This is a genomic window from Candidatus Methylomirabilis limnetica (genome assembly GCF_003044035.1).
In the GTDB taxonomy this organism is placed as follows: domain Bacteria; phylum Methylomirabilota; class Methylomirabilia; order Methylomirabilales; family Methylomirabilaceae; genus Methylomirabilis; species Methylomirabilis limnetica.
Genome location: NZ_NVQC01000036.1, coordinates 39,801 through 58,262, shown reverse-complemented (window position 1 = coordinate 58,262; position 18,462 = coordinate 39,801). Strand labels below are relative to the sequence as shown.

The following is an 18,462-nucleotide window of genomic DNA, read 5'->3' as shown; positions in this document are numbered from 1 at the left end:
CTGGCCCGGGCACATGGCCGTTTATGACCGCTGCGGCGACTTTGTCAAGGGTATTGCCCTGGCACAGCCAGGTGGCGGAGTGTCGGCTATGGCAAGGTACAAGGTGGGACAGTAAATATCTATGGGCCAGATAGCAGTCGGATCGGATCCGGCAGGAGGTAAGGCCATGCGAATCGTTGTACGCGCAAGTGTCGCGTTTGGCGTACTACTCGCCTTTTTGCCCGGAGTCTCAGCGGCGGCCGAGAATTGCCATGTGGAGTATGCTGAACTGAAGGGTATGACCACCCAGGTGCTGACCCAGCGTTACTGTATCTATGAGGGGATGGCCGCTACCGCCAATCAAGGCGCGGATCAGGTGGCCAGAGCGGGCTCGTCAAAACTGGCCCAGCCATTCATCGACACTGCGATCCAATGTATGAAGCTCAGGGGAACGATTAGCGAGCTATTGAAACAGCGATCCGCAAATCCTGATCCTCAGTGTCAGCCTGGCAAGACACCGCGCCAAAGACGATAAAGTTCTTAAAATAGGGACAGCGACCATTGAGGTTTGATACACAAAGAGGATGTGCCAAACAAATCATTCCAGGGATGGCGTAAACGCCGCCCGCTGAACTCATCGTTAGCCGGATCGTTGCCTCCGTAATGTGGACTCCCAGGAGGGCGGATTAGTTACTTCCAGTCATCGAAAGCAATGCCTTATCACATCGATGATCAGATGTCAGCTATCAGCAAGCTGAATAATGAGGGATGGTCGGGTGACGGCTCCGCCGGCGCAACGCCGTCGTTGTCCGCCGAAGACGGCCGACGACATCCTCTCCGATTCTCGCGGGGGAAGGTGAGGAAGGGCAGCGCAGCCCCCTTCCACGTCACATGATGTATACGACGCATTTCGGCCTCACCGAGGTCCCGTTCTCCATGACGCCCGATCCGCGCTATCTCTACATGAGTGAGCGTCACCGTGAAGCCCTGGCACACCTTCTCTACGGGGTCGGAGAAGGCGGCGGATTCGTGCAGCTTACCGGCGAGGTTGGAACAGGGAAGACGACACTCTGCCGGTGTCTGCTGGAGCAACTGCCGCCCCGCGTGGACGTGGCTCTCATCCTCAATCCGCGGCTCACGGATATCGAGCTGCTCGCTGCGGTGTGCGACGAGCTCCGTATCTCGTATCCCGCCGGCACGACCAGCGGGAAGCTCTTCGTCGACGCGCTCTACCGACACCTGCTCGATGCGCACGCGCAGGGGCGTCGCACGGTGCTCATCGTCGACGAGGCGCAGGACCTCGCCACCGATGTCCTGGAGCAGATCCGGCTGCTGACGAATCTCGAGACCCCAACCCAGAAGCTGCTGCAGATCATCCTCATCGGCCAGCCGGAGCTGATCCGATTGCTCGACAAGGAAGAGCTCCGGCAATTGGCCCAGCGGGTCACCGCGCGCTATCACCTGCTGGCGTTCTCCGAGGACGACACGCGAGCTTATATCGTTCATCGAATCCAGATCGCCGGCCAGAAGAAAAAGATCTTCACCGATGCGGCGATGCGCTCAGTGCACGGGGCGGCGCGCGGCATCCCGCGGCTGATCAACGCCATCTGCGACCGCGCGCTGCTCGGGGCATACACGCAAGACCAACGTCGTGTCATGGCCGCCACGGTGCGCCGCGCGGCGAGCGAGGTGCTCGGTGAGACGCTCACGCCGCGGTCCGCGCGTCGATGGCAGTGGGTGGGCGCAGCGGTGCTCGTCGTAGTGCTCGTCACCGGCACTTGGGTGCTCGTCACTCAGGGGCAGGCTCGGTTGATCCGGCGTGCCGTGATCCCGAGTGCGATGAATCCGACCCCGACGTCCGCTATACTATCGGCGCTCCTCTCGGATCCCTCACTACGCGCAGACAGGCAGTCGGCCTTCGCCAGCCTCTATGCGAGCTGGCGCCTTGACGTCGACGGCTCCATGGACAACCTCGACTGCGAGCGCGGTCGCTCCGAAGGACTTCAGTGTCTCTTCAAGACGGGCTCGTGGGGCAAGCTCCGGCGATTTAACCTGCCGGCCATCATCGAGCTGTCGACGCCGGCGGGAGATCGTCGGTATGCCACGGTGGTGGCCCTAGACGAGCAGAACGCGACCCTCGACGTCGGGGGGCGGCGGCACGTGTTCCCGCTGAGCGAGATCGACCTCTACTGGGATGGTCCGTTCATTCTCCTCTGGAAGGCGCCCGTGTTGAGCTCGGTTCCCATCAGGCCGGGCACGCGCGGCAAGGACGTGGAGTGGGTGCGAGAGCAGTTCGCCGAGTTCGACGGCGTCCCCGGAGGAGGACGGAATCGCCAGGTCTTCGACAACGACCTCCGTGCCCGGGTGATCGCCTTCCAGCGTAGTCGGTCGCTCATGGCCGACGGGATCGTCGGAAAGGAGACGCTGACCCATTTGAGCGCCGCCCAGCGCGATCCAAAGATACCTCGCCTCCGGCGAGCAGGCTCATAGGCCGCACATGTCCTACATCCTCGACGCATTGAAGAAGGCCGACCGGGATCGACACCCGGTGGCCGTTCCCACACCGGCAACCGTCCACCGGACGCCGGCGCCTCCTTCACGGCACCGGCTCCTCTGGCCGTGGATCGCCGGTGTGGTGATCGTCGTGAACGTGGGCGTCTTGCTGTGGCTGCTGCGCCCGGCGCCCTCCGTCCCCGACGGAGCTCTGGTGAGCGTGACTCGGGCGCCCGCGACATCCCCGGCACCGGCGGCGCCGGAGCAAGTCCCACCCTCTGCAACGAGGAGCGCGCCCTCCGTGCCCCTGTCGCGGCTGGAGCAAAATCCTGACGCGGCCTCGCGGGCCGCGACGAAGCCGGCGCACGTGACATCCGCCGGAGCGGCTGCCCCGAGGTCCGCCGCGCCTCCGACGCCTGAGACCGCGCCGGAGAAGTCCCCGGCTCCTGCAGTGGCCTCGGCTCCCGTGAAGCCTCTGGAGCGAGACCCGGCAACACCGCCGGCGTCTCAAGAATTGCCGGTACCTCAGGAGGTCTTCGCGAATCTGCGCCTCCAGGTTCACGTCTATTCCGAGGTCCCCGCGGAGCGCCGGGTCTTCATCAACAACCAAAAGTACGTCGAAGGCCAGCGGATCGACGCCAACCTCGTGATCGAGAGCATCACGTCCGACGGAGTCTACGTGAGCTACCAGGGCAAGCGGGTATTGCTCCGGACCGATCAGTCCGCCTCTCGCTGACGAGCGCGAAGAGGTTTCGTCTCGACTAAGTTTTCGGAGACACGGCGCCGAGCTCTGCGTCCCACTCTCATTCCAAGAAAATAGGGACAGACGCTAGCGTACTGTCCCTGTGAAGTCTTTACAGTCCGTTCGTGGTGAGCAGTTCGACAGGCTCACCACAGGCTTGTCGAACCATGAACGGAACCTATTGAAATACTTGACCCTTCGACGAGCTCAGGGCAAACGGGATATGTAAAGAAGCGTTGGGGACACTACACTACTATCGTGACAATTCGTGGTGTTCGCTGCAATGATCATGCATGCCACGGATTACCCGAGCTGTTGTACCCGGCCACCCGTATCATGTGAGGCAACGAGGGAATGATCGCCAGGCGGTCTTTCGGGACGACAGCGATACGAATGCGCACGATGACAGAGCAGCCACTGCAAAGGTTCTTCCGGCATTAGCGTGGGTACGAGGGATCTCAATATCCCTTCCGGGGAAGAGGGTAGCTGTGTTCCTCCCCCTCGAGGGGGGAGGGGATGCTGGAAGGCCAGGGTACCCACGGAACACCCGAAAGAACCACTGCGAAGAGACGGGTTCATCTGGGAGGTACGCAGGAAGCTGGATGAGTAATACACGTGTAGCAGATGGGAAGACCAAGAAAGGATTTCAATAAATAGTGTCTGTCCCTATATCCCGAATTGCTCCAGAACACGGCCGATCCGACAGATTTTACGTTTGTGGAAGAGAAAAGGTGAGTCTCGCGGAGGTCCTACCACCTGCCTACGTACCTATTTGTCCAAAACGGCTGATGTGGCGCCTTCAGGGTTACCCTTGGGCGGATGCCGGATCGAAGGCGGGGACTCGGCAGGTCTTTGCGGCTTTGGCCAAAAGGGCGTCCTGTGTGGCGATTGGTAGTCCCAGCCTCATGGCGAGATCGAGATAGGATGCGTCATAGGTTGAAAGATGATGTGTCCGCGCCAGTGAGACGATTTCCGTTAGCATTCGATCAGGGGTCTCCTGTTCGACTGTAATTGGCAGATTACGAAGCAGGGCAAGAAAGCGAACCAGTGACGCCTCACTGAGACGTTTCTTGCGCTCCGCTACAAGCAGGACATTACCGACTTCAAGGGGCCAGATGGCATGAACGAGGGCCTCGCCGGTTTCGAGGCTCTCAAGGACAGCATCAGCGTAGCGGTTTCCGGCATCGCGAAAACACCACGCCATGACGACTGAGGTATCGACGACGAATCGCGTGGGCATCAACGTCTGCCTTCCTCGATCATGTCGCGAACCGATAGTCCGCCGAGGTGGTGGCCGCTGCGAAATCGCTTCATCTGGTCGATGATCTCCCGCACGGGGGTCTTCTTCGCGGCATCCGCAGGCTGCAATGTAGCGACCGGGACGCCGTATTTGGTGATCGTGATCTTCTCTCCTTTGGCGACACGCGCTAACAGCTCAGGCAGATGCGTTTTCGCCTCATACGCTCCGATACTTTTCATGAATGCCTCCAGTCATACTGGTCTTAGACTAGTCTATATTGAAAAGCATACAGATGGATTGTTGAGAAGACAAGGGAAAAACGGCGCGGATGGTAGGTCTGTTGGCAATATGTACTCACTCTTAAAATGGGGTAGGTGCGATGTCTATTGCCTCGCCGATCGACCGGAGGCGCGGTCCCGGTGAACCTTGACAAGTCATTGAAAAGGCGAGAGAATCGCCGCAGTTGCTGGAGGTTTCTAGGGCAGGATATGCTGATCTGCATCATCAATAAGATGGCGCGGCCGCTTCGTGCCGGCCATCACGCGGCTGCAGCGGACAGTCTTCCACGCGAGCACGCTCGCGCGTCCGCCTGCCCCTGACCAACAGCCCCGTTAGGCCGAAGACATGCGAAAATACTAATACGCGCGGAATATCCTATAAGAAGAGGGTGCGGCGTAAAAGTTTTGGGAAGGGGTGATACGATGACTAAGCTTCTTGAGCGTGCAGTAGAAAAGGTAAGAAAGTTACCTGACCTCGAGCAGGACGCTATTGCTGCCCTTATACTTGAAGAGCTTGAGGACGAGGCACGTTGGGAAAAAGCATTTGCTCGCTCTCAGGATGCACTCGCCAAGCTCGCACAAGAGGCAATGGCGGAAGATAGGGCAGGTAAAACCGAAGAACTCGATCCTGACGCCCCATGAGGTCCAAAAACAACAGCTAGCTTCCGCAAGGCATTCACGACATTACCAAAACAGATTCAGAATCAGGCGCGAGAGAGCTACCGGCAATTCAAGTAGGATCACTGGCATCCAAGCTTACGTTTCAAGCAGGTACACCCGAGTATTCCAATCAACTCGGCTCGTGTAAGCAAGGGCTATCGTGTTGTAGGCCAGAGAGCTGGGAACGAAGTCGTATGGTTTTGGATTGGCTCACACGGAGATTATGAAAAGTTGCTGTCCCAACTATACTTGTAGCAACCGGGAACATCAGGGACAGAATAGACCGGCAATGTAGGTGACATTGGTCGTCAGATAGAGCAGGCGTGAGGTCAGTTGAGGAAGGAGTGTTTGCAATGCTGGAACAAGCTGTGCAAGTGGTTGCGCGCATCGTGGCGCGTTCCGGAAAGGAAGACGAGCTTCGGACGTTGCTACGGGGCCTGATCGAGCCCACGCGCAGGGAGCCGGGGTGCGTGACCTACGAATTGCTCCAGAACACGACCGATCCGACAGATTTCACGTTTGTAGAAGAGTGGAGCAGCGGGGCAGATCTTGATGCGCACTTGCAGTCGGCACATCTAAGAAACGCTCGTTCCAGGTTGCCGGAGCTGACCGTTGCCGATCCAGACATCCGCCGGTATACGGTTGTCGGGTAGCGACCCAACGCACTGGTTGCTTGTCGCGCGCCATTTTTGTTAATATCCGACTCGACGATGAGGAGCGATCTGTAGTTCGACTGGTAGTGTAGTGCCCCCAATGCTTCTTTACAGTGATTTCGGGGCCGTCATTGCCCAGAAAGTCCCCCCCATCCTCACCTTCCCCCACCTGGGGGGAAGGGACAGCCTGCGTAGATTCCTCCCCCTTGAAGGGAAGGGACACCTCACGCGACCTCCTCCCCCCTTGAGGGGGAGGATACAGGTGGGGGGTGAGGGGTCCGGGCTTTCATGCGCATTGGCGTGCCGCAGGCGCATGGGGTATTCCCGCGAAGCCCGTCCCGGTACGTTGTAAGCCGGGAGCGGGAATCCAGCATGGAACGACTGGATTCCCCCGTATCAAGCACGGGGCAGGCTTATCAAGTCCGGAATGACAATCAGAGCAAAGAGATTTCTGGGACACTGCGCTGGAGTAAAACTTCCCGTTAAGGGGTGGAATTGATGACAGAACCTGAGATGCCACGCGTGAAGAAAGCCGGATACGATCCGCACGGGATTGAAGAGCACTGGGCTAAAGTCTGGGAGGAGGCTGGCTACAGCAAGGTCGATGAGTCCTTGCCGAAGCCGCCGTTTGCCATTGTAATGCCCCCGCCCAATATCACCGGCTTCTTACATATCGGCCACGCCATGAATAATACCCTCCAGGATATCCTGATACGATGGCGACGGATGCAAGGGTATAACGCCCTCTGGATACCTGGCACCGACCATGCGGGCATCGCGACCCAAAACGTCGTTGAGCGACAGCTCCAGGAAGAGGGGCGTGGGCGAGAGGATCTTGGCCGCACTGGGTTCGTGGACCGTGTTTGGCGGTGGAAGGCGGAATCCGGCGGGACCATCATCCGCCAGCTCAAGCGACTGGGTGTGTCCTGCGACTGGGAACGGGAATGTTTCACCATGGACGAAGATCGCCAGCAGGCGGTCCGTGAGGTGTTCGTGCGGTTGTACGACGAGGGGCTGATCTACCGAGGCGAGCGGCTGATCAACTGGTGTCCCCGCTGCCGGACCGCGCTCTCAGATATCGAGGTGGAGCACGAAGACACAAAAGGCTTTCTCTATCACATTGCCTATCCGCTAGTGGATGATCCTGCGACAACCCTCACCGTAGCAACCACTCGGCCTGAGACGATGCTGGGAGACACCGCCGTCGCCGTTCACCCGGACGACCCGCGGTACAATCGATTGATTGGCTGTCAGGTGAGGCTCCCGCTGACCGGGCGAACCATTCCCGTGGTGGGCGATCCGGTCCTTGTGGATCGGGAGTTTGGTACCGGTGCTGTGAAGATCACCCCGGCACACGACTTTAACGACTTCGAGGCAGGGGAGCGACACCAACTGCCGCGGATCGCGCTCCTCGATGAAACAGGAAGAATATCGGGCTGCGCGGATGAGGCACAGATAGATCCTGCCCTCTATCACGAAATCAAGGGCGTCGAGGTGGGGCGGGCTCGCGAGATCGTGGTGCGCTGGCTGCAGGAGCGGGGCTTGCTCGTGAAGGTCGAAGACCACCTGCATGCGGTTGGAAAGTGCTACCGGTGCAGGACGGTGGTGGAGCCATTCCTCTCGACGCAATGGTTCGTGAGCGTGAAACCGCTGGCAGAGCCGGCCATCCTGGCGGTGGAGGAGGGAAGGACCAGGTTTGTCCCGGAGCATTGGGAGAACACCTACTTTGCCTGGATGCGGAATCTCAAGGACTGGTGCATCTCGCGCCAACTGTGGTGGGGACACCAGATCCCGGTCTGGTACTGTCGGCGGTGCGACGGGGACAATATCCTGTTCGCAGGAAGAGCGGCTGGGACGGGCACGACCACCGAGGGGGAGGAGGTGCTCAGGATCCACCGCGACGCCCAACCGATTGTGGCCTCGCCGGAGCCGACGGCCTGCCCTCGATGCGGCGCGCACGCGCTGGTTAGAGATCCCGATGTGCTCGATACCTGGTTCTCGTCGGCCCTCTGGCCCTTCTCTACGATGGGATGGCCAAAGCAGAGCAATCTGCTCACACGCTTCTATCCCACCGCGACCCTGGTTACCAGCTTTGACATCATCTTCTTCTGGGTCGCCAGGATGATGATGATGGGACTCAAGTTCAGGGGGGATGTCCCGTTCAGGGAGGTCTATATTCATGCCCTGGTGCGCGATGCTGAAGGGCAGAAGATGTCAAAGTCGAAGGGGAATGTGATCGACCCCCTCGATATCATCGACAAATATGGCGCCGATGCGTTCCGATTCACCCTGGCCGCGCTTGCCGCACAAGGTCGTGACATCCGGCTCTCGGAGGAGCGGATCGAGGGGTATCGCCATTTTTGCAATAAGCTGTGGAACGCCAATCAGTTTCTCGCCCGGCACCTGCCGCTCCTGGAAGGTTCCCTTCCTCCCGTAAGCTCCCTCTCCCTCGATCTGGCCGACCGGTGGCTGCTGAGCCGCTTGCACGAACTCATCGGGTCGGTCACAAAAGCGTTGGAAGAGTACCGATTCAATGAGGCCGCTTCGGCGCTCTACCAGTTCGTCTGGCACGAGTACTGCGACTGGTATGTAGAGATCGTCAAGGCCCGCCTTTCCTCGAATGCAAGCCTGGAGCAGCAGCAGGCCTGTGGTGAGCCTTGTCGAACCACCGGGGTTGCCCTGCTGTGCCTGGGACTGGATACCGTATTACGCCTGCTGCATCCGTTTATGCCGTTTATTACCGAAGAGATTTGGCATCATCTGCCGCACCATGGGACCAGCTTGATGGTTGCCGAGTGGCCCACAGCGGACTCTGGATGGCAGGATGCGAATGCGGAAAGATCGATGGGTCTCTTGATGGATTTGACGCGGGCGACGCGCGACCTTCGCTCGGACCTGGAGATCCCTTCTCACAAGTCGATCCGGCTTGTGCTCCGAACCTCTTCTGACAATGACGACAGGGCGATAGACGCGGTAATGCCGTACCTCGCCGCGCTTACGCGTGCGGAGCACGTCACCTCCGGCCAGCACCTGGATCGACCTTCACCGGCTGCGGTGGCCTTGGTAGGCGGTATTGAGGTGCATCTGCCGGCGGACGATCTGTCGGTCTTTGCAGCCCGGCAGCAAAAGCTGCAGCGGGAGCTGGAAAAGGTGGAGCAGGAGCGTGCAAAGGTGGACAAGAAATTGAACAACCCCGACTTTCTATTGAAGGCGCCGGAGGAGGTGGTGACCAAGGAGCGGGAAGCGCATGCCCGGCTCATGGATACCAGGACCAAACTACTTCAGCACCTGGAACGAATCGAGCATCTTTTGCGACCTGCCTGACGGTAGGCAGATATTGAATCTGCTGGGGGGTATTCCCCGCAGCTTGCCGCGAGTTCGTCATACCGGCGGAAGCCGGTATCCAGAGGGCCCGACTGGATTCCCCCGTATCCAGTACGGGGCAGGCGTGTCAAGCACGGAATGACGGGTCAGAACAGAAGACGATGCCCCGCAGCTTGCTGCGGGGTAGTTCATTGAGGCTTGAGGTGGCTATGAGAAGCTCTTTGGAGGTTTTGGAGCCATTACAGCAGTCGGCGATTCGGGCCGGCCTGAGTACGCGGCGGATCGGGACCACCATCCACTTGTTCCAGGAGGTCGATTCGACGAACGACGAAGCAGCGGCGCTGGCCGGCAGTGGTGAGACGGATGGGGCGATCGTCATTGCGGAGGCGCAGCGGCTGGGGCGCGGTCGGATAGGCCGCCGGTGGCAGTCGCCTAAGGGGCTGGGTCTCTATCTCTCTGTCATCCTAAGGCCGACGATCCCGCCGCACGATGCCCCCGTGCTTACCCTCATGGGTGCGGTGGCGGGGACCGAGGCCATTGAGCGGACGACAGGGCTTGTCACAGCGATCAAGTGGCCGAACGATCTAATCGTGAATGGGCGAAAGGTGGGGGGAATGCTTGGCGAGATGGCTGTCGAGGGCTCCCGCCTCCTTCATGTCATCCTGGGGATCGGCATCAACGTGAATCAGACCGAGGCGGACTTCGATGGGGAGCTACGCCAGACTGCCAGTTCGCTCCGAGCTGAGGCCGGCCATCCCGTAGATCGAACAGCGATAGTGCGGGCATTTTGTGAGAGCCTCGACGGGTGGTACGAGCGGTTCTTGTGCGATGGACCCCTGCCTATTCTTGAGCATGCCCGGCGCCGTTGTCTGACCCTGGGTCGGCAGGTCACGGCCCGCTTCGGCGATCAGGAAATTTCCGGTCTCGCGGTAGAGCTTGACGACGATGGGCGACTGGTGATCCGCGACGCAATGGGCGCGTCACATCGCCTGCTTGCCGGTGATGTGACGCTTACGGGGTAGAGACTAATGTTGCTCGCGTTGGACGTGGGAAATACTAATACGGTGGTTGGGGTGTTCGAGGGCAAGGAGCTCCGGATGCACTGGCGTCTCAGCACTCGGCGTGATGGGACCGGAGACGAGTACGGGATGTTGATTAGAAATCTGTTACACCTCGCCGAGTTGGAGGTGGACCAGATCTCAGCCATCATTATCGCCTCGGTGGTCCCGCCGCTTCAGTCATCCTTGGAAGAGATGGCCCATCGCTATTTCCGGATCGTTCCCCTGATTGTCGGTCTGGGGATCAAGACCGGCATGCCGATCCTATACGACAGCCCGCGAGAGGTGGGTGCCGACCGGATTGTCAATGCGGTGGCTGCGTTCGAGGCCTACGGCGGCCCGGCGATTGTGGTAGATTTTGGCACTGCCACCACCTTTGATGCGGTCTCGGCTAAGGGGGAGTATCTTGGAGGCGTCATCGCCCCAGGTATCGGGATCGCCGCCGAGGCCCTCTTTGAGCGGACGGCCAAGTTGCCACGGATCGATATCGCCAAGCCGAACACTGTGGTGGGAAAAACGACAGTGGCCAGTATGCAATCCGGCCTGTTCTTCGGTTATCTAGGGCTGGTTGAAGGGATCGTGACGCGGATGCGCGAAGAGATGGGGGGTGATCCCATTGTGATCGGTACAGGAGGTCTTGCCCACCTGATCCTTGCCGAGTCGTCAATCGTTAAGCACGTGGACCCACTGCTAACGCTGACCGGCCTACGGATCATCTATGAGCGAAATCTCTAGACCCCCGATTTTCCCTCCTGTTTCATCCCGCAGTGAGGGCAGGTGATCCAGTCTTTCTGGAGCGGTTGGCGACATTGGCTGCAGACGATCTCATCGGGGGGCGCAGTCGGCTCCTCTTTGTGTGGTGCCTCGATCGACTTCTTAAACTCGCGAATCGCCCCGCCGAGGGATTTGCCGATCTGGGGCAATTTTGCAGCGCCAAAGACAACAAGCGCGATCAAGAAGATGATCAACAACTCCGGCATTCCCAGACCGAACATTATTCTCTCCCGTCACCACATATTAGAACTTGAATCCACTGGGGGGTTCATTCCCTGCGGCTTGCCGCGAGTTCGTCATACCGGCGGAAGCCGGTATCCAGAGGGCCCGACTGGATTCCCCCGTATCAAGTACGGGGCAGGCTCGTCAAGCACGGAATGACGGGCCAGAACAGAAGACGATACCCAACAGCTTGCTGCGGGGTGGAATTCAGAATAGCGTATTCGGTGATGGAATTCCATAAATAATGGTATCGTTGCCGACTGCCTGGCTCTTTTTTACTTGACATATTTTACTCTCGTCATTACTGTATAACGAATTTGAGATCGCAATCGTGAGAGGAGCGCTTGGCACATGACGAAGACCATTCATCAGCACGTAGAAGATATTGATAGGCGGTGGCTTCTAATCGACGCGGAGGGACTAGTGCTTGGGAGGCTGGCTACTGAGGTGGCTGTGCTCCTGCGAGGGAAGCACAAGCCGATCTTCAGTCCGCACATGGACACCGGTGACTTCGTGGTGATTGTGAATGCTGAGCGAGTAGTGTTAACGGGACATAAGCTGAAGGATAAGCTCTACTACCGCCATTCGGGCTTTCCTGGCGGGCTGAAGACGACCTCGGCTGCACAGATGATGAGAACTCACCCAACAAGGATCCTCGAGGCCGCTGTCCGCGGGATGTTGCCCAAAACGAAGTTGGGCGCTGCGCTCTTTCGCAAACTCAAGGTGTACGCCGGCCCCACTCATCCGCATGCGTCGCAGCAGCCGACACCATTTGTCAGCAAGACTATACAGGAGGTATAAATTTCAGCCATGCCAGAGGAAGCTGCGTTGTTATATGGGACTGGCCGGAGAAAGGCGTCTGTAGCGAGGGTATGGCTTTCGCCCGGTGAAGGGAAGATGATGGTCAACCGGCGACCCCTGCAGGAGTACTTTTGCCGTGCGACCAATCAAACCTTGGCCGTTCAGCCTCTGAAAACGGTAGGCGTGGAAGGGAAGTTCGACCTGCGTGTCAACGTATCCGGCGGGGGGTTGACTGGTCAGGCTGGTGCCATTCGGCTTGGCATCGCCCGCGCCCTCTTGGTAGTAGACGCCTCCTTGCGGCCGACGCTTCGGAAGGCCGGGCTCCTGACGAGGGATCCTCGATCGAAGGAGCGGAGGAAATATGGTCAGAAGGGAGCTCGCGCACGGTTCCAATTCTCAAAGCGCTAATCGTTAGAAGCGATCAGCGGCCAGCTTTCAGCAGGTAGCTTTTGCTGATGGCTGGCCGCTTATGTTTTGAGTGGGTAGTGTAGTGGCAGCTTGCCCTGCCCAATAGGGGCGCAGCAAGCAGCGCCCCTACATCGCTGATGGCTGTGTTTATGAACCCGCAGATGGATGATACAGGGCAGAAGATCCGGGTCGCAGTGGTCGGAGCCAGCGGTTATACTGGCATGGAGCTTCTCCGTCTCCTCATCAACCATCCGGCTGTAGAGATCACCGCGCTTACCTCGGAGAGTTATGCGGATTCGCCGATCGAAGAGGTGCTCCCCAGCCTCTTTGGCATGCTCAAGCTGACATGCAAAAAGTTCGATCCGCGTGAGGTGGCGAAGCATGCTGACGTGGTCTTCCTGGCCGTGCCACACAAGACCGCGATGGCCGCAGCAGTCGAGTTGCTGCCCTTAGGTGTAAAGGTCATTGATCTGAGCGCTGATTTTCGTCTACGCGATCCCGCCGTCTATCGCCAGTGGTATGGTGCAGATCATGCGGCGCCAGAGCTGCTGAAAGAAGCGGTCTATGCCCTTCCAGAGTTCTATCGCCAGCAGCTTACCACCGCGCGACTGGCGGCGGCGCCAGGCTGCTACCCCACGGCTGTCCTGCTTGGGCTGTTCCCCCTGTTGAAACGGGAGGTCGTCGACCCGTGCTCCCTGGTCATTGACGCGATCTCCGGCGCCTCAGGCGCAGGGCGGAAGCTAGACCTTCCGCTGCACTTCGCCGAGTTAGAGGGGAACGTGAAGGCGTACAAGGTCGCGTGCCACCGGCATATGCCGGAGATTGAGCAGGAACTGAGCCGCTGTATCGGCCGGGATGTGATGGTCACGTTTACGCCGCACCTGGTGGGAACGGTCCGAGGGATCCTGGCCACCATCACCGCCACCCTTGTGACCTCTAAAGATGTGAAGGAACTACGCACGCTCTACCAGAGCTGGTATCAGGACGAGCCATTCGTGAGGATCCTCCCTGATGGCCGGTTTCCTGAGACCAAGCAGGTGCGCGGTTCCAACTTCTGCGATATCGGCCTCGCCGTCGATGCCAGGACACGGCGCGTCATCGTCGTGGTAGCCATCGACAATCTTGTCAAGGGCGCTTCTGGACAGGCGATTCAGGCAATGAACGTGATGATGGGTCTCGACGAACGAACGGGGTTGCGACTCCCCCCGCTCTTCCCCTAACCTCTGCCTTTGGAGAGTTATCAGCGTTCAGCATTCAGCAATCGGCTTTTGCTGACGGCTGATAGCTGACCGCTGAAAGCTGCACTTCATTGAAACAGCCAACGATACGGGACATTGCAGGTGGGATCACGGCGGTCAAGGGTATCAGGGCCGCTGGAATCTGCTGCGGCATCAAAAAATCCGCGCTCGACCTCGCCCTCATCGTGTCGGATCGGCCCGCTACCGTGGCCGGGGTGACGACGACCAATCAGACCAAGGCTGCACCGGTGCTCCTCTGCGAGCGGCAACTGAAGGGCGGCAAATTCTCAGCGATCGTGGCCAATAGCGGTAATGCAAACGCCTGCACCGGCCGTCAGGGCGCACTGGACGCAGCGCAGACGCGCGATCGACTAGCACAGCTCCTGGGTCGTCCGACAGGTGAAGTCTTTGTTGCCTCCACCGGGGTGATCGGCAAACGGCTTCCAATCTCCAAGGTTCTCTCGGGAATTCGCGAGGCCCTCGGGCGTCTCTCGGTCACAGGTGGCGAGGCAGCAGCCAGGGCTATCATGACCACCGACACCCAGCAAAAGGAGGTAGCGGTCCGCTTTGAACTGGACGGCAAACCCATCGTCATCGGTGGAATGGCAAAGGGATCCGGAATGATCGCGCCCAATCTGGCCACGATGCTCTGTTTCGTCGGCACCGACGCCCGGGTCTCTGCCCCTCTTTTGCGCCGGGTTCTACGGCGAGCAGTCGGGGATACGTTCAATGCCATCACGGTGGACGGCTGCATGAGTACGAACGATATCGTCTTACTGTTTGCTAATGGAATGAGCGATGCGCCGCCTATAAAGGCCGGCACTCCGCAGTTAGACGTATTTGAAGAGGCGCTCTTTCAGATTCTCTCTCGCCTGGCCTACATGATTGTAAAAGATGGGGAAGGGGCGACTAAACTCATTCGGGTAGAGGTGAGGGGATCGCGAACGGCGCACGATGCCAGGGTTGCGGCGATGGCGGTCGCTAACTCCGCGCTTGTCAAGACGGCCTTCTTCGGGGAGGATTGTAATTGGGGGCGGATCATGGCCGCCCTCGGTGCCTCTGGGATCCGATTCGACCCCAACTGCGTGGAGATCGCGCTGGATAGAATTCCTGTGGTCCGGAAGGGTGTCGGTCTAGGGGCGGCGGCAGAGCGACGGGCAGCCGTACGAATGCGCCGCCCCGAGTTTGACCTGACCATTGATTTACACAAAGGCACAGGACAAGCGGCCGTCCTGACTACCGATCTGAGCGAAGCGTATGCCAGAATCAACGCCGGCTACCGGAGCTGACACCTCACGCCGCCCGTGAGGTGTCATTGCGAGTTCTGCGTAACCATTCAGTGAGAGGGGGGAGATCATTAAAATAAAATGTGGTATGTTTTTATAAAATCCCCCTTAATCCCCCTTTTTCAAAGGGGGAAACGGGTAGTCCCCCTCTTTGGAAAAGAGGGGCTAGGGGAGATTTTCCACCCACAACTGAATGGTTACAGTTCTGCCTTGTTTTCTCTTGTTCCTATCTGCTCTGACGTGGTATAAGTATTGGCTGTTAACGGACAAAGAGCTTGCACTAAATTCACACGTCCTCTGATTCCTGGAAGGGTGCCCCCACCAGTTGCGTAGGGGCCTTGTAGGGAGATGACGAGGGCGGAGGGTACAAAAACCTAGAGGGCTGCGCGAAAAGCCCAGCCGAACGGAGGAGCGACGTGGCGACGGTCACTATTAAGGAGCTGTTGGAAGCGGGGGTCCACTTCGGGCATCAGACCAAGCGTTGGAATCCGAAGATGAAGAAGTATATCTTTGGAGAACAGAACAGTATCTACATCATCGATCTGCAAAAAACCCTGAAGAAATTTCACGAAGCTGTTGAGTTTTTAAGCGGTGTGGCGGCCGACGGCCTGCCAATCGTATTTGTCGGAACAAAAAAACAGGCCGCCGATGTGATCGAGCAGGAGGCCACTCGCTGTGAGCAATTCTTTGTGAACCATCGCTGGTTGGGCGGGACCCTCACTAACTTCCAAACCGTCAGGAAGAGCGTGAAACGGCTGCGTCACATTGAAGAGATGGAGGCCAATGGCGAGTTCGAGCGCCTCACGAAGAAAGAGGTTGCAAAGCTACAGCGGGAGCTCGGGAAGCTCGAATATGCCTTGGGTGGGATTAAGGGGATGGAGCGACTGCCCGGTGCGATCTTTGTGATCGACACCAATAAGGAGCGGATCGCTGTGTGCGAGGCCAGGCGCCTCGGGATTCCGATCGTCGCTGTCGTAGACACTAACTGCGACCCCGATGAGGTGGACTACCCGATCCCTGGCAATGACGACGCGATTCGAGCCATTCGACTGATGGCGGCCCGCATGGCTGACGCTATCCAGGAGATCCGAGCCATACGGCTGAAGGCTACCGAGGACGTAGCTGTTGAGGAAGCCCAGCTAGCCCCTTCGTCAGAAGCAACGAGTTCGAGTGATGTACCACTGGAGGTCCTTCAACAGCTCTAAGATCGAGCGGAGCGATTAACTTTCAGCGATCAGGTGTCAGCTCCCCTGAGAAAGCGTTGCGTATCTGACCGAAGCTGAAAGCTAATTGCTGATGGCTGTTTTCCAAGAAAGAGGGTGAGGATGTCAGCGACAATTCCGGCGACGTTGGTGAGAGAGTTACGTGAAAGAACTGGTGTGGGGTTCATGGAGTGTAAGACCGCGTTGGCCGAGTCAGGCGGGGATCTAGGGAGAGCCACGACACTACTCCGCGAAAAGGGATTGGCCTCGGCCTCGAAGAAGATGGGGCGAACCGCCTCTGATGGCCTGGTGATGTCATATATTCACGGCGGCGGGAAGATCGGTGTGCTGTTGGAGCTGAATTGTGAAACTGACTTTGTAGCCAGGACTGACGAGTTCGTGTCGCTCGCCAGAGACGTGGCGATGCAGGTGGCAGCGACAAACCCATTGTATATCCGTCGGGAGGAGGTGCCGGCTGAACTCCTTGAGAAGGAGCGAGGGATCCTCTTGGCGCAGGTGAAATCATCCGGCAAACCCGAAAAGATCCTTGAACAGATCGTCCAAGGGCGACTGGAAAAATTCTTCAGCGAGATCTGCCTTCAGGAGCAGCCTTTCATTAAGGCCCCTGATGTCAAGGTCGAGGATCGGATTAAGGAAGTTATCGCAAAGGTCGGAGAGAATGTTGTCATCCGACGTTTCAGTAGGTATCAATTAGGCGAGAAGGTAGAGTGCGAAGCGTAACCGGATCGCACCTGGCATCAGTAGGCTGCCGCGAAGATGACGCCGTGGAGACGTTAAAGTATAAGCGGATCATGTTAAAGGTCAGCGGTGAGGCGCTTGCCGGTGATGAGAAGTTTGGGATTAGTCCCCGGGTGTTGAGCTTCCTGGCCGATGAAATCCAAGGAATCCACGTGCTTGGGGTGCAGGTTGCAGTCGTGGTGGGCGGTGGCAACATCTTTCGGGGGGTTGCCGCCAGTGCCGAGGGGATGGATCGTTCTTCCGGTGACTACATCGGGATGCTGGCAACGGTCATTAACGGCCTCGCGATGCAGGACGTGCTGGAGCGGAAGGGGATTCCTACCCGGGTGCAGACTGCCATCGAGATGCGGGAGCTGGCAGAGCCCTTTATTCGTCGCCGGGCCGTCCGGCATCTGGAAAAGGGGCGGATCGTGATCTTCGTTGGAGGGACCGGTAACCCGTATTTCAGTACTGATACCGCGGCGGCGTTGCGAGCGATGGAGGTGGGGGCCGAGGTGGTTTTCAAGGCCACGCGGGTGGACGGCGTCTACACTGCAGATCCTCTGCTTGACCCCAGCGCCAAGAAGTTCGATGAGCTCTCCTATAGCGAGGTGCTGAACCGCCAGTTAAAAGTGATGGACTCGACGGCGATCTCCTTGTGCATGGATAATCTCTTTCCGATTGTCGTGTTCAACCTTCGCCAGCCTGGGGTCCTCCGCCAGTTGGTCTTTGGTGAAAAGGTAGGGACGATCGTTCGTGGGAGTAAGCAGTGCTGAAGGAGATCCACGCGAAAGCCGAGAAGGAGATGCAGAAGGCGATCGAGTCCACACTGAAGGGCTTTAACGGTGTTCGAACCGGGCGGGCATCGATTGCATTGCTCGATGGTCTTACGGTCGAGGCCTACGGTTCTGCTGCTCCTCTCAATCAGGTCGCTACTATGGCGGTGCCTGAGATGAGGATGATCACCGTGCAACCGTGGGATCCGTCGCTGCTGACCGCTATCGAGCGGGCGATCCTCAAGTCGGACCTGGGGGTTACTCCGAGCAATGATGGCAAGATTATCAGGATCGCGATCCCATCCCTGACCGAGGAACGTCGCAAGGATCTGGTCAAGGTAGTCCGAAAAATAGCCGAGGAGGGTCGAGTATCGGTTCGCAGCGTTCGTCGTGAAGCTAACGAATCGTTGAAACGACAAGAGCGGGAGAAGGAGACCTCAGAGGATGAGATCAAACACGGTGTGGACATGATCCAGGAGCTGACCAATCGGGTGATCCATGAGGTTGACGGCTTACTGGCCAAGAAGGAAAAGGAGATAATGGAGTTCTAAGTGCTTGTCAGCTATCAGTTGATAGCTGACAACTGAAAG

General features: G+C 58.5%; 19 protein-coding genes and 1 pseudogene. 17 read left to right on the top strand and 3 right to left on the bottom strand.

The features are described from left to right. The first annotated feature begins 166 nt into the window (after window positions 1-166). The 3 genes from CLG94_RS12295 (at window position 167) to CLG94_RS12280 (ending at window position 3,208) form a co-directional block, all read left to right on the top strand. Complete coding sequence (locus CLG94_RS12295) at window positions 167-514, top strand: hypothetical protein (RefSeq protein ID WP_107563941.1); 348 nt, start codon at window positions 167-169, stop codon at window positions 512-514. A 428-nt stretch (window positions 515-942) separates the two neighbouring features. Further along, window positions 943-2,469, top strand: a complete 1,527-nt coding sequence (locus CLG94_RS12285; RefSeq protein ID WP_239993246.1) for an ExeA family protein — start codon at window positions 943-945, stop codon at window positions 2,467-2,469. A 217-nt stretch (window positions 2,470-2,686) separates the two neighbouring features. Continuing rightward, a complete protein-coding gene (locus CLG94_RS12280) occupies window positions 2,687-3,208 on the top strand; it encodes a general secretion pathway protein GspB (RefSeq protein ID WP_161954174.1) in 522 nt (173 codons plus the stop codon). Between the two features lie 811 nt (window positions 3,209-4,019). Here CLG94_RS12280 and CLG94_RS12275 read toward each other — a convergent pair. Together CLG94_RS12275 and CLG94_RS12270 are read right to left on the bottom strand one after the other, a co-directional pair. Further along, a complete protein-coding gene (locus CLG94_RS12275; protein WP_107563933.1) occupies window positions 4,020-4,454 on the bottom strand; it encodes a type II toxin-antitoxin system VapC family toxin in 435 nt (144 codons plus the stop codon). Further along, on the bottom strand, window positions 4,454-4,693 hold the full coding sequence (locus tag CLG94_RS12270; protein WP_107563931.1) for a type II toxin-antitoxin system Phd/YefM family antitoxin: 240 nt from the start codon (window positions 4,691-4,693) through the stop codon (window positions 4,454-4,456). Before CLG94_RS12270 ends, CLG94_RS12275 begins: the two co-directional genes overlap by 1 nt. 462 nt (window positions 4,694-5,155) lie before the next feature. Here CLG94_RS12270 and CLG94_RS12265 point away from each other — a divergent pair, with 462 nt between their 5' ends. The 6 genes and pseudogenes from CLG94_RS12265 (at window position 5,156) to CLG94_RS12240 (ending at window position 11,162) form a co-directional block, all read left to right on the top strand. Then, the gene (locus tag CLG94_RS12265) at window positions 5,156-5,374 is read left to right on the top strand and encodes a hypothetical protein (protein ID WP_107563930.1); all 219 of its coding nucleotides are present in this window, start codon (window positions 5,156-5,158) and stop codon (window positions 5,372-5,374) included. A gap of 54 nt (window positions 5,375-5,428) precedes the next feature. Beyond that, window positions 5,429-5,647: pseudogene (locus tag CLG94_RS13715) on the top strand (ParE family toxin-like protein). Between the two features lie 98 nt (window positions 5,648-5,745). Next, window positions 5,746-6,045, top strand: coding sequence for a putative quinol monooxygenase (locus tag CLG94_RS12255; protein WP_193450662.1), 300 nt, complete (start codon window positions 5,746-5,748; stop codon window positions 6,043-6,045). A 498-nt stretch (window positions 6,046-6,543) separates the two neighbouring features. After that, complete coding sequence (locus CLG94_RS12250) at window positions 6,544-9,369, top strand: valine--tRNA ligase (RefSeq protein ID WP_107563928.1); 2,826 nt, start codon at window positions 6,544-6,546, stop codon at window positions 9,367-9,369. Between the two features lie 209 nt (window positions 9,370-9,578). Continuing rightward, the gene (locus tag CLG94_RS12245) at window positions 9,579-10,391 is read left to right on the top strand and encodes a biotin--[acetyl-CoA-carboxylase] ligase (RefSeq protein WP_161954173.1); all 813 of its coding nucleotides are present in this window, start codon (window positions 9,579-9,581) and stop codon (window positions 10,389-10,391) included. Window positions 10,392-10,397: 6 nt separating this feature from the next. Beyond that, window positions 10,398-11,162, top strand: coding sequence for a type III pantothenate kinase (locus tag CLG94_RS12240; RefSeq protein WP_107563924.1), 765 nt, complete (start codon window positions 10,398-10,400; stop codon window positions 11,160-11,162). Here CLG94_RS12240 and tatA read toward each other — a convergent pair. Beyond that, on the bottom strand, window positions 11,159-11,422 hold the full coding sequence (gene tatA / locus CLG94_RS14080) for a twin-arginine translocase TatA/TatE family subunit (RefSeq protein WP_107563922.1): 264 nt from the start codon (window positions 11,420-11,422) through the stop codon (window positions 11,159-11,161). The genes CLG94_RS12240 and tatA overlap by 4 nt on opposite strands. 352 nt (window positions 11,423-11,774) lie before the next feature. On the opposite strand from tatA, the gene rplM reads away from it, so the two are divergent. From rplM to frr, 8 genes are all read left to right on the top strand, one after another. Beyond that, on the top strand, window positions 11,775-12,224 hold the full coding sequence (gene rplM / locus CLG94_RS12230; RefSeq protein WP_107563921.1) for a 50S ribosomal protein L13: 450 nt from the start codon (window positions 11,775-11,777) through the stop codon (window positions 12,222-12,224). A gap of 9 nt (window positions 12,225-12,233) precedes the next feature. After that, window positions 12,234-12,632: a 30S ribosomal protein S9 gene (gene rpsI / locus CLG94_RS12225; RefSeq protein WP_107563919.1), complete on the top strand. Its 399-nt coding sequence runs from the start codon at window positions 12,234-12,236 to the stop codon at window positions 12,630-12,632. A 161-nt stretch (window positions 12,633-12,793) separates the two neighbouring features. After that, complete coding sequence (gene argC, locus CLG94_RS12220) at window positions 12,794-13,852, top strand: N-acetyl-gamma-glutamyl-phosphate reductase (protein WP_239993244.1); 1,059 nt, start codon at window positions 12,794-12,796, stop codon at window positions 13,850-13,852. An 89-nt stretch (window positions 13,853-13,941) separates the two neighbouring features. Beyond that, window positions 13,942-15,159 (top strand): bifunctional glutamate N-acetyltransferase/amino-acid acetyltransferase ArgJ, encoded by a 1,218-nt coding sequence (gene argJ / locus CLG94_RS12215; protein WP_239993243.1) that lies wholly within the window; start codon window positions 13,942-13,944, stop codon window positions 15,157-15,159. A gap of 413 nt (window positions 15,160-15,572) precedes the next feature. Beyond that, entirely contained in the window at window positions 15,573-16,361 is a 789-nt protein-coding gene (rpsB, locus tag CLG94_RS12210; RefSeq protein ID WP_107563917.1) for a 30S ribosomal protein S2, read from the top strand. Window positions 16,362-16,481: 120 nt separating this feature from the next. Continuing rightward, complete coding sequence (gene tsf, locus CLG94_RS12205) at window positions 16,482-17,099, top strand: translation elongation factor Ts (protein WP_107563915.1); 618 nt, start codon at window positions 16,482-16,484, stop codon at window positions 17,097-17,099. A 44-nt stretch (window positions 17,100-17,143) separates the two neighbouring features. Then, window positions 17,144-17,872: a UMP kinase gene (gene pyrH / locus CLG94_RS12200; protein WP_107563994.1), complete on the top strand. Its 729-nt coding sequence runs from the start codon at window positions 17,144-17,146 to the stop codon at window positions 17,870-17,872. Further along, window positions 17,866-18,423, top strand: a complete 558-nt coding sequence (gene frr, locus CLG94_RS12195; RefSeq protein ID WP_107563914.1) for a ribosome recycling factor — start codon at window positions 17,866-17,868, stop codon at window positions 18,421-18,423. Before pyrH ends, frr begins: the two co-directional genes overlap by 7 nt. The last annotated feature ends 39 nt before the right edge of the window (window positions 18,424-18,462 follow it).

Excerpts from the sequence above, each read along its gene's own strand:
- CLG94_RS12295 (WP_107563941.1), top strand. The coding sequence starts at position 167 with ATGCGAATCGTTGTACGCGCAAGTGTCGCGTTTGGCGTACTACTCGCC.
- CLG94_RS12285 (WP_239993246.1), top strand. The coding sequence starts at position 943 with ATGAGTGAGCGTCACCGTGAAGCCCTGGCACACCTTCTCTACGGGGTC.
- CLG94_RS12275 (WP_107563933.1), bottom strand. The coding sequence starts at position 4,454 with ATGCCCACGCGATTCGTCGTCGATACCTCAGTCGTCATGGCGTGGTGT.
- CLG94_RS12270 (WP_107563931.1), bottom strand. The coding sequence starts at position 4,693 with ATGAAAAGTATCGGAGCGTATGAGGCGAAAACGCATCTGCCTGAGCTG.
- CLG94_RS12265 (WP_107563930.1), top strand. The coding sequence starts at position 5,156 with ATGACTAAGCTTCTTGAGCGTGCAGTAGAAAAGGTAAGAAAGTTACCT.
- CLG94_RS12255 (WP_193450662.1), top strand. The coding sequence starts at position 5,746 with ATGCTGGAACAAGCTGTGCAAGTGGTTGCGCGCATCGTGGCGCGTTCC.
- CLG94_RS12250 (WP_107563928.1), top strand. The coding sequence starts at position 6,544 with ATGACAGAACCTGAGATGCCACGCGTGAAGAAAGCCGGATACGATCCG.
- CLG94_RS12245 (WP_161954173.1), top strand. The coding sequence starts at position 9,579 with ATGAGAAGCTCTTTGGAGGTTTTGGAGCCATTACAGCAGTCGGCGATT.
- CLG94_RS12240 (WP_107563924.1), top strand. The coding sequence starts at position 10,398 with ATGTTGCTCGCGTTGGACGTGGGAAATACTAATACGGTGGTTGGGGTG.
- tatA (WP_107563922.1), bottom strand. The coding sequence starts at position 11,422 with ATGTTCGGTCTGGGAATGCCGGAGTTGTTGATCATCTTCTTGATCGCG.
- rplM (WP_107563921.1), top strand. The coding sequence starts at position 11,775 with ATGACGAAGACCATTCATCAGCACGTAGAAGATATTGATAGGCGGTGG.
- rpsI (WP_107563919.1), top strand. The coding sequence starts at position 12,234 with ATGCCAGAGGAAGCTGCGTTGTTATATGGGACTGGCCGGAGAAAGGCG.
- argC (WP_239993244.1), top strand. The coding sequence starts at position 12,794 with ATGGATGATACAGGGCAGAAGATCCGGGTCGCAGTGGTCGGAGCCAGC.
- tsf (WP_107563915.1), top strand. The coding sequence starts at position 16,482 with ATGTCAGCGACAATTCCGGCGACGTTGGTGAGAGAGTTACGTGAAAGA.